Origin of the sequence: Cellulomonas sp. NPDC057328, assembly GCF_042667215.1 — a bacterium.
GTDB lineage: Bacteria > Actinomycetota > Actinomycetes > Actinomycetales > Cellulomonadaceae > Cellulomonas.
The window spans coordinates 1-13,417 of record NZ_JBHUZW010000108.1; the positions used below are offsets into that span (position 1 = coordinate 1).

At 76.0% G+C, this 13,417-nt stretch carries 11 protein-coding genes and 1 tRNA gene; 8 read left to right on the plus strand and 4 right to left on the minus strand.

Annotated elements, in window-relative coordinates; translation table 11 throughout:
* Nucleotides 1–153 precede the first annotated feature (153 nt).
* The 6 genes from ACFUMH_RS15595 (at nucleotide 154) to ACFUMH_RS15620 (ending at nucleotide 6,482) form a co-directional block, all read left to right on the plus strand.
* On the plus strand, nucleotides 154–969 hold the full coding sequence (locus ACFUMH_RS15595) for a septum formation initiator family protein (protein ID WP_378207506.1): 816 nt from the start codon (nucleotides 154–156) through the stop codon (nucleotides 967–969).
* Nucleotides 970–1,254: 285 nt separating this feature from the next.
* A complete protein-coding gene (locus ACFUMH_RS15600) occupies nucleotides 1,255–1,734 on the plus strand; it encodes a DUF501 domain-containing protein (RefSeq protein WP_378207537.1) in 480 nt (159 codons plus the stop codon).
* 64 nt (nucleotides 1,735–1,798) lie between these two features.
* Nucleotides 1,799–2,752: an exopolyphosphatase gene (locus tag ACFUMH_RS15605; protein ID WP_378207509.1), complete on the plus strand. Its 954-nt coding sequence runs from the start codon at nucleotides 1,799–1,801 to the stop codon at nucleotides 2,750–2,752.
* Between the two features lie 391 nt (nucleotides 2,753–3,143).
* Complete coding sequence (locus tag ACFUMH_RS15610; RefSeq protein ID WP_378207512.1) at nucleotides 3,144–4,673, plus strand: hemolysin family protein; 1,530 nt, start codon at nucleotides 3,144–3,146, stop codon at nucleotides 4,671–4,673.
* A gap of 86 nt (nucleotides 4,674–4,759) precedes the next feature.
* Complete coding sequence (locus tag ACFUMH_RS15615; protein ID WP_378207515.1) at nucleotides 4,760–6,286, plus strand: NAD(P)/FAD-dependent oxidoreductase; 1,527 nt, start codon at nucleotides 4,760–4,762, stop codon at nucleotides 6,284–6,286.
* A gap of 122 nt (nucleotides 6,287–6,408) precedes the next feature.
* Nucleotides 6,409–6,482, plus strand: a tRNA-Leu gene (locus ACFUMH_RS15620).
* A gap of 3 nt (nucleotides 6,483–6,485) precedes the next feature.
* On the opposite strand, the gene ACFUMH_RS15625 is transcribed toward ACFUMH_RS15620, so the two are convergent.
* Together ACFUMH_RS15625 and ACFUMH_RS15630 are read right to left on the minus strand one after the other, a co-directional pair.
* Complete coding sequence (locus ACFUMH_RS15625; RefSeq protein ID WP_378207518.1) at nucleotides 6,486–6,716, minus strand: hypothetical protein; 231 nt, start codon at nucleotides 6,714–6,716, stop codon at nucleotides 6,486–6,488.
* A gap of 117 nt (nucleotides 6,717–6,833) precedes the next feature.
* On the minus strand, nucleotides 6,834–7,379 hold the full coding sequence (locus tag ACFUMH_RS15630; RefSeq protein WP_378207521.1) for a carboxymuconolactone decarboxylase family protein: 546 nt from the start codon (nucleotides 7,377–7,379) through the stop codon (nucleotides 6,834–6,836).
* A 138-nt stretch (nucleotides 7,380–7,517) separates the two neighbouring features.
* Here ACFUMH_RS15630 and ACFUMH_RS15635 point away from each other — a divergent pair, with 138 nt between their 5' ends.
* Nucleotides 7,518–8,369 (plus strand): AraC family transcriptional regulator, encoded by an 852-nt coding sequence (locus ACFUMH_RS15635; RefSeq protein WP_378207524.1) that lies wholly within the window; start codon nucleotides 7,518–7,520, stop codon nucleotides 8,367–8,369.
* 101 nt (nucleotides 8,370–8,470) lie between these two features.
* Here ACFUMH_RS15635 and ACFUMH_RS15640 read toward each other — a convergent pair whose 3' ends face one another.
* Complete coding sequence (locus ACFUMH_RS15640) at nucleotides 8,471–8,878, minus strand: PLD nuclease N-terminal domain-containing protein (protein ID WP_378207527.1); 408 nt, start codon at nucleotides 8,876–8,878, stop codon at nucleotides 8,471–8,473.
* Nucleotides 8,879–9,020: 142 nt separating this feature from the next.
* On the minus strand, nucleotides 9,021–9,917 hold the full coding sequence (locus ACFUMH_RS15645; RefSeq protein ID WP_378207531.1) for a siderophore-interacting protein: 897 nt from the start codon (nucleotides 9,915–9,917) through the stop codon (nucleotides 9,021–9,023).
* A 202-nt stretch (nucleotides 9,918–10,119) separates the two neighbouring features.
* Here ACFUMH_RS15645 and ACFUMH_RS15650 point away from each other — a divergent pair, with 202 nt between their 5' ends.
* A complete protein-coding gene (locus ACFUMH_RS15650; RefSeq protein WP_378207534.1) occupies nucleotides 10,120–13,284 on the plus strand; it encodes an efflux RND transporter permease subunit in 3,165 nt (1,054 codons plus the stop codon).
* Nucleotides 13,285–13,417: the final 133 nt, after the last annotated feature.

Genomic DNA, 13,417 nt, shown 5'->3' on the forward strand with positions numbered 1-13,417 from the left:
GGTCCGCCCTCGTGGCGGGCCGGGCGTCGGCGCGTCCGGGGGACCGCCGCTGTGGGGCGCCGGGCGTCCGGGTCGTGGAGGTTCGGTGGGGACGCCGCCCGGCCGGGCGCGGCGTCCGCGCGGATCGCGGCGCACGACGGCACAATCGTCGCCATGCCCGCGCCCCGTCGTCCCGTCGTGCCCGGTGGCCCGGGCCGCCGGCCCGCGCGCGAGCAGACGCCGTCGGGGCCGGTGCCGCACGCCGGCCGCACGGGCGCGTCGCGTCCCGCCGCAGGCCGCACGGGCACCCCGCGGCCGGGGCGTCCCGCGGCGCCGCGGTCCGGCCCGGTGCCGAAGGTCGCGCCCGTCCCGGGCGGTGCGAGTCGCCCGGGGGCGAACCGTCCGGCCGGGCGGCCGTCGGCGTCGTCGGGGGCGGGGGCCCGTCCGGGGACGCCCGCGCGCGGCACGCCGCGCGCCACGCCGTCGCAGCTGCGCGTGCCGCGCATGTTCACGGTCCGCACCATGGTGTTCTCGCTCGTCGTGCTGCTCGCGTTCGTCCTCGTCTACCCGACGCTGTCGTCGTTCCTGCAGCACCGCGCGGAGGTCGACCAGCTCCGCGCCGAGCGCGACGCGGCGGTCGCGGAGAACGAGGACCTCGAGGCCGAGCTGCGCCGCTGGGACGACCCGGCGTACGTGATGGCGCAGGCGCGCGAGCGGCTGTCGTTCGTCATGCCGGGCGAGACCGCGTTCCGCGTCGTCGACCCCGAGACGGTCCCGGACGCGCCGGTGGTCGAGGACGGCCCGGCGGCGGGCGCCGCCGAGGGCTCCACCCGGCCCTGGTACAGCACCGTGTGGGAGTCGGTGCGCGCCGCCGGCGAGACCGACGTCGACGCGGTCCCCGACACCGTCCCGGACGGCACGCCGGGCGCGGGCACGACGCCCGACCCCGGGACCGTGCCCGCGCCCGACCCGGCGGCGCCGACCCCCTGACGCGGCACCTGCCGCAGACCACCTGCCGCAGACCACCTGCCGCAGACCACCGGACGCCGGCCACCTGACGCGGCCGGCGCGACCGTCGTCGCGGTCGCGCGCATCGGCGACAATGGACGGTCGCCACCGCGACCCGCACCCGTCCGTGCCCGTCCCCGCTCCCGTCCCGCGTCAGGAACCGCCGTGCCCGCTGCCACCCCGCTGCCCGACCCGACCGCGCACCGCGACACGCCCGGCCCCTCCGCCGGCGACGCGCCCGCCGCGCCGGCCCCGGTCGCGGCGGACATCACGCCGCGCGACGTCGAGGTCCTCACCGAGCAGCTCGGCCGCCCGCCGCGCGGCGTCGTGGGCGTCGCGGCGCGCTGCGTCTGCGGCCGCCCGCTCGTGGTCCGCACGGCGCCGCGGCTCGACGACGGCACGCCGTTCCCGACGACGTACTACCTGACGAGCCCGCAGGCCGTCGCCGCCGTGAGCACGGTGGAGGCCGGCGGGTACATGAAGGAGCTCACGGCCCGGCTCGCCGAGGACGAGGAGCTCGCGGCGGGCCACCGGCGCGCGCACGAGGCGTACCTCGCCGACCGCGAGGCCATCGCGCACGTGCCGGAGATCGCCGGCATCTCGGCGGGCGGCATGCCGCACCGCGTGAAGTGCCTGCACGTGCTGGTCGCGCACGCGCTCGCCGCCGGTCCGGGCGTCAACCCGGTGGGCGACGAGGTGCTCGGCATGATCGCCGACCGGTGGAGCCCGGACCGCTGCACCTGCTGACGGCGGCACGCGGCGGACGGCCGTACGGCGGGTCACGGCCCGGGCGGGATGACACGATGTGCGCGTGACGCGTGTGGCTGCCATCGACTGCGGGACCAACTCCATCCGTCTGCTCGTCGCGGACGTCGACCCGGCGGCCGGCACGCTCGTCGACCTCGACCGCCGCAACGAGGTCGTGCGGCTCGGCCAGGGGGTCGACCGCACCGGCCGGCTCGCCCCGGAGGCGCTCGCGCGCACGCTGGACGCGGCCCGCCGCTACCACGACGTGTGCACCGACCTGGGCGTCGAGGCGATCCGTTTCGTCGCGACGTCGGCCACGCGCGACGCCGAGAACCGCGCCGACTTCGTCGCGGGCGTGCACGAGGCGCTCGGCGTCGAGCCGGAGGTCGTCGGCGGCGACGAGGAGGCGCGGCTGTCGTTCCGCGGCGCGACGGGCGTGCTCGCGGGCCGCTTCGACGCGCCGTTCCTCGTCGTCGACCTGGGCGGCGGGTCCACCGAGCTCGTGCTGGGCACGGACGCGCCCGAGGCGGCCCTGTCGATGGACGTCGGCTCCGTCCGCATGACCGAGCGCCACCTGCACACCGACCCGCCGACCGACGACGAGTGCGCGGCCGCCGCGGCCGACGTCCGCGCCGCGCTGGACGCCGCCGCCGAGGTCGTACCGCTCGGCCGGACCGTGACGATGGTCGGCCTGGCCGGCTCGATCACGACCATCACCGCGCACGCGCTGCGGCTGCCGTCGTACGAGCGCGACCGCATCGACGGCGTGCAGCTGCCGCTCGAGGACGTGCTCGCCGCCTGCGACGACCTGCTGCACGCCCCGCGCGAGCAGCGCGCGGCCCTGCCGTACCTGCACCCCGGCCGCGTCGACGTCATCGGCGCCGGCGCGCTCGTGTGGCGCGAGGTGGTCCGCCGGGTCCGCGACGACGTCGCCGCGGCCGGCGGTGCCCTGACGAGCGTCGTGACGTCCGAGCACGACATCCTCGACGGCATCGCCTGGAGCGTCGCCGAGCGCTGACCGCGCCCCGCCGTCGCACCCGCCCTCCGACCCACCGGCGCCCGCACCGACCACGTCACCCCTGCGCCGACCACGTCACCCCTCCGTGACGACCTCGAGCAGTACCTGACGAGGTCGCGGCGGCCCACGTACGCTCTCCCACCCGCGAGATCGCCGGTCCGGTGGTGAGGTCGCCGCCTGGAGCAGGCGATCTCGGCGTCCCACCGGCGACGTCGGCGCGTGCGCCTGGGGCGATGCGGGAGCCGTGCCCGACGCCGGGGCGGGAGGAGCCTGCGCCGGTCGGTCGCCGTCGGCCGCCTCGGTCTCGTCGGGACGGCCGGGAACCGGATGCGGGTCGTGGCCGTTTGCCTAGCCTGGAACCCCCGTCCCCCGCGCTGACCCGGAAAGGGCCATGACCGCCGACATCTGGGCCGACATCGGCCTCGTCCTGCTGTTCATCCTCGTCGGCGGCGTCTTCGCCGGCACCGAGCTCGCCCTGGTCTCGCTGCGCGAGTCCCAGCTCGTCCAGCTCGAGAAGCAGTCGGCGCGCGGGGCACGCGTCGCCGCCGTGGCGCGGAACCCCAACCGGTTCCTCGCGGCGGTGCAGATCGGCGTGACGGTCGCGGGGTTCTTCTCGGCGGCGTTCGGCGCGTCGGCGCTGGCGCCGTCGGCGGCGCCCCTGTTCGAGGCGCTCGGGCTCAGCCGCGGGACGGCGGAGGGCGTCGCCCTCATCGTCCTCACGCTCGTCATCGCGTACCTGTCGCTGGTGCTGGGCGAGCTCGTGCCCAAGCGCATCGCGATGCAGAAGAGCCAGCGGGTGGCCCTCACGGTGGCGCCGCCGCTCGACCGGTTCGCGATCCTCATGACCCCCGTGATCTGGCTGCTGTCGGCGTCGACCGACGCCGTCGTGCGCCTGTTCGGGCTCGACCCGAGGGCGACCGGCGAGCAGATCACCGACGAGGAGCTGCGCGACCTCGTCCGCACCCACCCCGACCTGCCCGAGGACGAGCGCCGCCTCATCGACGACGTGTTCTCGGCCGGTGACCGCTCCCTCGCGGAGGCGATGCGGCCCCGCGGCGACGTGCAGTTCCTCGCGGCGTCCGCGCCGATCGCCGAGGCCGCGCGCGTCGCGGAGGACCTGCCGTACTCGCGGTACCCCGTCACGGGTGAGGACTTCGACGACATCGTCGGCTTCGTGCACGTGCGCGACCTGCTCGCGCCGGTGGCCCGCGCCGTCCGCGAGGCGGAGGAGGACCCCGACGCGCACGGCCGGGCGGGCGTCGTCGAGGCGATCGTCGAGGTCGCCGCGACGACCGTCGGCGACGTGACGCGCCCCATCGTGTCGCTGCCCGGTACCAACGCCGTGCTGCCGACGCTGTCGCTCATGCGCCGCACGGGCTCGCACATCGCCGTCGTCGTCGACGAGTACGGCGGCACCGACGGCATCGTGACGCTCGAGGACCTGCTCGAGGAGCTGGTCGGCGACATCGTCGACGAGTACGACCCCGTCCCGGTCAGCGTGGCCGAGGGCGAGGCCGTCGACGCCGGGCTGACCCTCGAGGAGTTCGCCGACCGCACGGGCGTGACGCTGCCCGAGGGCGCGTACGAGACCGTGGCCGGCTACGTGCTCGCCGAGCTCGGGCGCATCCCCGACGCGGGTGCGTCCGTGCCGGTGCGCGAGGTGGCGGGGGAGCGCCGCGACGAGGGCGCGGCGCCGGAGCGCCACCGGCTCGTCGTGGTGGAGGTCGACCGGCGCCGGATCACCCAGGTCCGGCTCGAGCGGCTGCCCGACCCGGACGGCTCGGGCGCGGCGGGCGGCGCGGACGCCGGGCCCGCCGACGCCCCGACCGACGCCGGCACCGACCTCGGCACGGCCGCCGACCTGCTGCCCGAGGCCGGGGTCGCCCGGTCGGAGGCGGACGGGCGGCGCCCGACGGACTGATCTCACAGCGCCGGGCGGTGCGGTGTGCGCACCGTCACCGCGACTCCGGCACGCGTGGGAGCGCTCGCACCTCTACCGTGGGACCTATGGCTCAGACGTCCACTCCTGCGGTCGGCGCGGCGTCCGCGACCGGCAAGCTGATGCCGGCGCCCCAGGGCAAGCCGCGCAAGGTCCCGCGCGTCGTCGTCCTCGGCGGGGGCACCGTCGGGCTGTACTCCGCCCGCCGCCTGCGCAAGCGGCTGGGCCGGCGGGACGCCGCGATCGTCGTCGTCGACCCGCGCCCGTACATGACGTACGCGCCGTTCCTCCCCGAGGCGGCCGCCGGGTCGATCGACCCGCGCAACGTCGTCGCCCCGCACCGTCGCGCGCTCAAGGGCATCGACGTGCTGCAGGGACACGTGACGCACATCGAGCACGCGAACCGCCGCGTGGAGATCACGCCGGTCGAGGGCGAGCCGTACTGGGTGACCTACGACCACCTCGTCGTCGGCCTGGGCTCGGTCGCCCGCACGCTGCCCATCCCCGGCCTGGCGGAGCAGGGCATCGGCTTCAAGAACGTCGAGGAGGCCATCGCGCTGCGCAACCACGTGCTCGGCCGCATCGACGTCGCGTCGAGCACGTGGGACCCCGAGCTCCGCCGCAAGATGCTGACGTTCGTCTTCGTCGGCGGCGGCTTCGCCGGTATCGAGGCGCTCGCCGAGGTCGAGGACATGGCGCGCTACGCCGTCCAGCACTACAAGCAGATCGAGCCGGAGGAGCTGCGCTTCGTCCTCGTCGAGGGCAGCCCGCGCATCCTCCCCGAGGTCAGCGAGGAGCTCGGCGGGTACACGCTCGAGCAGCTGCGCAAGCGCAACATCGAGATCTTCCTGTCGACGTTCCTCAGCTCGTGCGTCGACGGGCACGTCGTGCTGTCGAACAAGACCGAGTTCGACGCCGAGACGATCGTGTGGACCGCGGGCGTCAAGGCGAACCCGGTGCTGCGCAACTCCGACCTGCCCCTCGACAAGATGGGCCGCGTCATCGCGAACGAGTACCTGCAGGTCACGGCGGAGGACGGCACCGTCGTCGCCGACGCGTACGCCGCCGGCGACTGCGCGGCCGTGCCGGACCTGTACAACCCCGGCAAGTTCTGCCCCCCGAACGCCCAGCACGCGCTGCGGCAGGGCAACCACATCGGCGACAACCTCGCCGTGGTGCTCCGCTCGGGCGAGCCGACGCCGTACAAGCACAAGAACGTCGGCGCCGTCGCGTCGCTCGGCATGTACAAGGGCGTCGCGCAGATGTTCGGCAAGATCAAGGTCCGCGGCTTCCCGGCGTGGGTCCTGCACCGCACGTACCACGTGTTCGCCATGCCGACCGTGAACCGCAAGATCCGCATCATGGCCGGCTGGACGGGGTCGCTGCTGCTGCGCCGCGAGGTCGTCGCCCTCGGCTCGCTGCACGACCCGCGCGCGGAGTTCCGCAGCGCCGCCGTGCCGCCGAAGCCGAAGGTCGAGCAGACGTCGCAGGACACGCCGCCGACGGACGGCGCGAAGCCGCAGGAGTCGCTGCCGTCGTACAAGGCCGAGCCGGGCTCGCCGGCCGAGAAGCGGGACGAGCACGCGAAGAAGTGAGCCGCGCCGCACGGCGGTGACGGCGGCCCCGGGACCTCAGCGGTCCCGGGGCCGTCGTGCGTCCGGCGCCGGCGCGTCGCGGACGGCGCGGCCCGCCGGCGGCCTGGCACGATGACGCACGCGCCCCCGTAGCCCAACCGGCAGAGGCAACCGGCTTAAACCCGGTCCAGTCCGGGTTCGAACCCCGGCGGGGGCACCGTCACCTGTCGCACGCGCACACGAGGTTGTACTCGACGACCTGCTCGCCGTCCTCGGGACGCGCCCACGCCTCCGCCTCGGCGCGCGAGGCGAAGCTGCGGCCGGCGAGCCGGCCGTTCGCGAGCAGGACGCCGACCTCGATCTGCTCGCGCGGGTCGTCGGGGTCGGGGGCCGCGCGCCCGTCGGTCGGGTGCGGCGCGGCGGCCGCGGTGGGTGTGGTCGGCGTGCTCATGGCGCTCCTCCTGTCCCCGTCAGCATGCACCCGGACGGTGCGGTGCCACCCGGCCGCCGGCCCGCGCGCGGGCGGGCCACCGGCCGGGGGGCGTGCCGTGACCGGTTCCGGTGCCGGTCAGGCGGCGCGGCGCAGCGCGACGGTGGGGAAGTCCACCGGCACGTCGAGCGCGACGTTGACGTAGTTCGTGAACAGGTTGAGCGCGACGTGGGCGACGATCTCGACGATCTCCTCGTCGCCGAACCCGGCGTCGCGCACGGCCCGCACCTCGTCCGCCGGCACCTGGCCGCGGTCCTCGACGAGGGCGAGCGCGAAGCGCAGGGCCGCGGCGGTGCGCGGGTCGTCGGACCGTCCCTCCTGCGCGGCGGCCATGGCGTCCCGCGGCACGCCCGCCTTGCGGCCCAGCGCGGTGTGGGCGGCGAGGCAGTAGGCGCACGCGTTGCGGTTCGCGACGGCGACGGCGATCTGCTCGCCGAGGGCGGCGCCGAGCGTGCCGTCGCCGAGGGCGCCGAAGGACCCCCACATGCTGCGCAGCGCGGCCGGCGAGCTCGCGACGGCGCGGAACATGGCGGGCACGGTGCCGAACGCGCCGTGGATCTGGTCGAGCTGCTCCTTGACCGTGCCCGTGGCGGTGTCGCGGTCGACGAGGTGGACGAGGGACATGGTGTGCTCCTGTCGTGGTGCTGCGGAGGTGGTGTCGCGGCCGGTCCGGCGGCGGCAGGTCCACACTGACCCACGCCGCAGGACGGAAAGATGCGTTGCGTCTCGACTTCCTACCGATCCGTCCACCACACTGAGGCGGTGACGACCATCGACCGGCTCTCGCCGCTGCTCGAGCGCTTCCGCGTCCGCGCCCGGTTGTTCCACACGGGCCCCCTGTGCGGCGTCACGACGTTCGCCGCGCGCCCGGGGCGCGGCTTCCTGCACGTGCTCCGCGACGGCCAGATGGACGTGACCCACCAGGTGCCGGGAGGCAGCCTGGAGACGCTCCACGTCGACGAGCCGTCGTTGCTGCTCTACCCGCGCCCGCTCGAGCACGCCTTCCGCAACGCCCCCGCTGAGGGGTCCGACTTCGCGTGCGCGACGCTCGACCTCGAGGGCGGCGACGCGCACCCGCTCGTGCGGACCCTGCCGGCGGTGGTCGTCGTGCCGCTCGCCGCGGTCCCCGGCCTGCGCCCCGCGCTCGACCTGCTCTTCGCCGAGGTGGACGAGGTCCGGTGCGGCCGCCGCGTGCTCGCGGACCGGCTGTTCGAGGTCGTGCTCATCCAGCTGTTCCGCTGGGTGCTCGACCACACCGACGACCTCGGCCTGCCGGCCGGCCTGCTGCCCGGCCTGGCCGACGAGCGGCTGGCGCCGGCGCTCGTGGCGCTGCACGAGGAGCCCGGCCACCCGTGGACGCTCGACGCGATGGCGCGCCGCGCGAGCATGTCGCGCAGCGCCTTCGCCGCGCGGTTCAAGGAGGCGGTGGGGCAGTCGCCGGCGGACTACCTGACCGCGTGGCGCCTGACCGTCGCGCAGGACCGGCTGCGGGCGGGCGCCTCCGTCGCGGCCACGTCGGCCGAGCTCGGCTACGCGCACCCGTCGGCGTTCACGCGGGTGTTCACGCAGCGCGTCGGCGCCTCGCCGCGGGCGTGGCTGACGGCGGCGGGCTGAGCCCGGGCAGCGGTGCGCGTCCCGGGCGCGTGCGGACCGCGCACGGTCCGCGCCGCCGTGCCGGCTGACGTCCGGGCGGCATGCCGGCGCGGCGGCGTGCCTCAGGCGCCGTCGCGGGGCTCCGGCGTCCCCTCCGGCGACTCGGTCACCTGCTCGCGGGCGCGCAGCTGCGCCTCCCAGTCGCGGAGCATCTGCTCGTGCAGCGCGTCGCTGCGACGCTCCTCTGCGCGGCGCCGGTCGTCGTCGGTCGGGTCGGCGTACCGCCGGGGTCGCTCGTGCTCCGGGAAGCCGGACGTCGCCGTCGACGGCCAGGGCACGGCGCGCCGTGGCGTCTGCGGTCGGCCGGCGACCAGCCACGCGACCCCGCCGGCGATGGGCAGCACGACGATCAGGACCAGCCACCAGCCCTTGGACAGGTTCCGCACGCGGTCGCCGTCGGACTGCACGCAGTCGACGAGGCAGTACACGAGCAGGGCCAGCTCGACGACGAACGGCAGGAAGCGCAGCACCCTCGGTCCCCTTCGCACGCGCGCGCGTCCCCTGACGTGCGCGTCGCGTCGGACCGTACCGACCCGGGAGCGTCCGCGGGGCCGGTTCGGCGCGGCGCGTGCGCGCCGGGCGGCCCGGTCACCCGATCCGCCCACCGGGGGCTCAGTCGAGACCGGCCGCGGCCTCCGCCGCCTCGATCTGCGCGGCCCAGTCGCGCTTGGCGGCGCGCCAGCCCTCGTCGTCGGCGCCGAGGCGCCAGTAGCCGGAGATGGAGAGGTCGCCGCGCGCGACGCGACGCTCCGCGCGCAGGTAGGCGCGCAGCTCCTTCACGGCGCCGGCCTCGCCGTGGACGAAGGCGCACACGCGGCCCGCCGGCCACGGCCAGGCGCGCACCGCGTCGACCAGCGCGACCCCCGGCACGCCCGTGCCCGTGTGCACCCAGCGGACCTCGACGCCGGCCGGTGCGGTCAGCGGCACCTCGTCCTCGGGGCCGTGCACCTCGAGCACCGCGAGCCCGACGGCCTCGGCCGGCAGCGCCTCGAGGCCGACCGCGACGGCGGGCAGCGCGCTGGCGTCGCCGACCAGCAGGTGCGCGTCGGCCGCGGGCTCGGGCGACCAGGCGCCGCCCGGCCCGTGCACGAGCACGTCGTCACCCGGCTGCGCCCCTGCGGCCCACGGCCCGGCGAGGCCCTCGTCGCCGTGCAGCACGACGTCGACGGTGAGCTCGTGCGCGGCCGCGTCCCAGGTGCGGACGGTGTACGCGCGCAGCCGCACGTCGTGCGCGTCGCCCAGGGCGGCCCGCAGCGCGTCGACGTCGACGCGGCCGTCGGGTCCCAGCGGCCGGGGGCCGGCGGGGGCGAAGCCGAGCTTCACGTAGGAGTCGGCGTGCGTCGGGGTGCCGAACGGCGCCATGCCCGGACCGCCGAGCACCACGCGCACGAGGTGCGGCGTGAGCCGCTCGGTGCGGACCACGCGCGCCAGCACCGGCGCCGGGCGGCGGCGGGCGGGCGGTGCGTCGGCGGGGGAGGGCTGCGGGGCGGGGGCCGCGGGAGACGTCACGTAGGCGAGCCTAACCTCGCGCCGGGGCGCACGACGGTCGGCCCGGGCACCGGCCGGCGCACCCCCCAGGACGCCGTGCGACGATGGCGACGCAGGTCACACCGCCTCGGCGGGAACCCGTCGCCCCGGGCACTCGTTCCGCGATCGACCACCCCGTCCCAGCCCGGACCGGCGCGCGTGCCGGCCGTCCTCCGGAGGACCCATGTCCCGGCTCGCCCGGCTGTCCCTCGCCAACCGTTCCGTCGTCGCGCTGATCACGGTGGCGATCGCGGTGTTCGGCTGGATCAGCCTCGGATCGCTGAAGTCCGAGCTGATCCCGTCGCTGCAGATCCCCACGGCGGTCGTCGTCGCGGTGGACCCCGGGTCCTCCCCGCAGCTCGTCGAGACGCAGCTGACCGAGCCGATCGAGCAGGCGATCTCCGCCGTCGACGACGTGGAGTCGGTGACGTCGACGTCGTCCACGTCCGTGTCGACGACGACCGTCCAGCTCACCTACGGCATCGACGTCGACGCGGCCGCGCAGGACGTGCAGCGCGCGGTCGACCGCATCCGCTCGCAGCTGCCCGAGGGCGTCGAGCCGACCGTCGTCACGGGCTCCATCGACGACCTGCCGGTCGTGCAGCTCGCGGTCGCGGGCACGCCCGACGACGTCGCCGCCGGCGAGGAGCCCGACGCGGCGCTCGCGCGCGCCGTCGAGGAGACGCTCGTGCCGCGGCTCGAGCAGGTCGAGGGCGTCCGGGACGTGAGCGTCTCCGGCGTCGCCGAGCAGGCGGTCACGGTCACGCTCGACCTGCCCGCGCTCACCGCCGCGGGCCTGTCCCCGACCGCGGTGCAGACGGTGCTGCAGGACAACGGCCTCGTGCTCCCCACCGGCACCGTGCGCGACGGCGACCTCACGCTGTCGGTGCAGGCGGGCTCGGAGATCACGTCGGTCGAGGACCTCGAGGCGCTGCCTCTGCTGGGCGGGGCGACGGGGCAGCCGGTCGCGCTCGGGGACGTCGCGGACGTCGTCGTCGCCCCCGTGCCCGCCACGTCGTTCTCGCGGCTCGACGGCGCCCCGGCGCTCGCGGTGGCGCTGACGAAGACGCCCGCGGGCAACACGGTCGACGTGTCGCACGGTGCGCAGGAGGCCGTCGACGAGGTCCGCGCGCAGCTCGGCGAGGGCGTGGACGTCGAGGTGGTGTTCGACCAGGCGCCGTTCATCGAGGAGTCCATCGAGGGGCTCGCCACCGAGGGCGGGCTCGGCCTCGTGTTCGCCGTGCTCATGATCCTGCTGTTCCTGCGCTCGGTCCGCTCGACGCTCGTGTCGGCGATCTCGATCCCGCTCTCGCTGCTGGTCACGTTCATCGGCCTGAACGTCGGCGGCTACTCGCTCAACATCCTCACGCTCGGCGCGATGACCATCGCGATCGGCCGGGTCGTCGACGACTCCATCGTCGTCATCGAGAACATCAAGCGGCACCTGTCCTACGGCGAGCCCAAGCGCGACGCCATCACGACGGCCGTGCGCGAGGTCGCGTCCGCGATCACCGCGGCGACCGTGGCCACCGCGGCCGTGTTCCTGCCCATCGCGCTCGTCGGCGGCATGGTCGGCGAGCTGTTCCGGCCGTTCGCCGTCACGACCGCCATCGCGCTCGCGGCGTCGCTCGTCGTGTCGCTGACCATCGTCCCGGTGCTGGCCTACTGGTTCGTGAAGGCCGACGGCGGCGACGCCGCCGAGGCGGAGGCGCTGCGCACGGCCGCGGAGGAGAAGGAGCGGCGCGGCTGGATGCAGCGCGGCTACCTGGCGACGCTGCGCGGCTCGCTGGCGCACCCGGTGCTCACCGTCCTGGCCGCCGTCGCGGTGCTGGTCGGCACGGTGGGCCTGTCCACGCGGCTCGAGACGAACTTCCTCGGCGACGCCGGCCAGGACACCCTGACCGTCACCGAGACCTTCCCCGCCGGCACGTCGCTCGAGGCGCAGGACGCCGCGGCGCGCGAGACCGAGGAGCGGCTCGCCGAGGTCGAGGGCGTCGACACCGTGCAGACGACCGTCGGCTCCGCGGGCGGCGTCGAGGCGGCCTTCGGCGGCGGGGGCGGCGCACCGCGGGCGAGCTACGCGCTCACGCTGGCGCCCGACGGCGACAACGCGGCCGTCGAGGCCGACGTGCGGGAGGCCGTCGCGGACCTCACCGACGGCACGCACGGCGAGGTCGTCGTCGCCGGCGCCGACGCCGCGTTCGGCTCGTCCACCGTGGACGTCGTCGTGCAGGCGGACGACACCGACGAGCTCGCCGACCTCGCGTCGCGCGTGCAGGAGGTCGTCGCCGGCCTCGAGGGCACGACCGACGTGACGAACAACCTCGCCGCCGACCAGCCGACCGTGCGCGTCACGGTCGACCGCGACGCCGCCGCGGCCGCGGGCCTCACGGAAGCGGCCGTCGTCGGCACCGTCGCCGGGCTGCTGAGCCCGCAGCCGGTCGGCACGGTCGACCTCGGCACGGGGCCGCTCGACGTGACGGTCGTCGCCACCGCCGCACCGGCCACGGTCGCCGAGCTCGAGCAGCTCGTGCTGCCCACGCCGGCCGGCGTCGTCCCGCTCACCGCGGTGGCGTCCGTCGAGACCGTCGAGGTGCCCGTCTCCGTCACCCGCATCGACGGCCGGCGCGCGGCGACGATCTCCGCCACCCCCGCCGGGCAGGACCTCGGTGCGCTCACCGCGGAGCTGCGCACGGCCCTCGAGGACGTCGACGTGCCGGCCGGTGCGAGCGTCGAGGTCGGTGGCGTCGCCGCCGACCAGGAGGACGCGTTCGCCGACCTCGGCCTCGCCCTGCTCATCGCGATCGCGATCGTCTACGTCGTCATGGTCGCCACGTTCCGGTCGCTGCTGCAGCCGGTCGTGCTCATGGTGTCCGTGCCGTTCGCGGCGACCGGCGCGCTCGTCGGCCTGCTGCTGACCGGCACGCCGCTGGGTGTCCCCGCGCTCATCGGCGTGCTCATGCTCATCGGCATCGTCGTGACCAACGCGATCGTCCTCATCGACCTCGTCAACCAGTACCGCGACCGCGGGCGCGACCTGGACGACGCGGTCATGGAGGGCGCGCGCAAGCGGCTGCGGCCCATCGTCATGACGGCGGCGGCGACGATCTTCGCGCTGCTGCCCATGTCGCTGGGCCTCACCGGCGGCGGCGTCTTCATCTCGCGGCCGCTCGCGATCGTCGTCATCGGCGGTCTGTTCACGTCGACGCTGCTCACGCTCGTGCTCGTCCCGGTGCTGTACACGCTGCTGGTGCGCGCGCAGGACCGCGGGCGGGCGCGGCGCGTCGCGCGGGGCGAGCGGCGGTCCGCGCGCCGGGCGGAGCGGCACGCGGCGAAGCACGCCGCCTGACGGCCCCGGGCGGCGCTGCCGCCCACGACGGGTCGCCCACGACGGGTCGCCCACGACGGTCGCCCACGACGAGCGGGCCCACGACGAGCGGGCCCACGACGACGACGCGCCGGCACCCCCCTCCGGGGTGCCG

Bases quoted from the DNA above. Each gene is read 5' to 3' on its own strand.
- ACFUMH_RS15615 (WP_378207515.1), top strand. From the start codon at position 4,760: ATGGCTCAGACGTCCACTCCTGCGGTCGGCGCGGCGTCCGCGACCGGC.
- ACFUMH_RS15595 (WP_378207506.1), top strand. From the start codon at position 154: ATGCCCGCGCCCCGTCGTCCCGTCGTGCCCGGTGGCCCGGGCCGCCGG.
- ACFUMH_RS15650 (WP_378207534.1), top strand. From the start codon at position 10,120: ATGTCCCGGCTCGCCCGGCTGTCCCTCGCCAACCGTTCCGTCGTCGCG.
- ACFUMH_RS15630 (WP_378207521.1), bottom strand. From the start codon at position 7,379: ATGTCCCTCGTCCACCTCGTCGACCGCGACACCGCCACGGGCACGGTC.
- ACFUMH_RS15625 (WP_378207518.1), bottom strand. From the start codon at position 6,716: ATGAGCACGCCGACCACACCCACCGCGGCCGCCGCGCCGCACCCGACC.
- ACFUMH_RS15610 (WP_378207512.1), top strand. From the start codon at position 3,144: ATGACCGCCGACATCTGGGCCGACATCGGCCTCGTCCTGCTGTTCATC.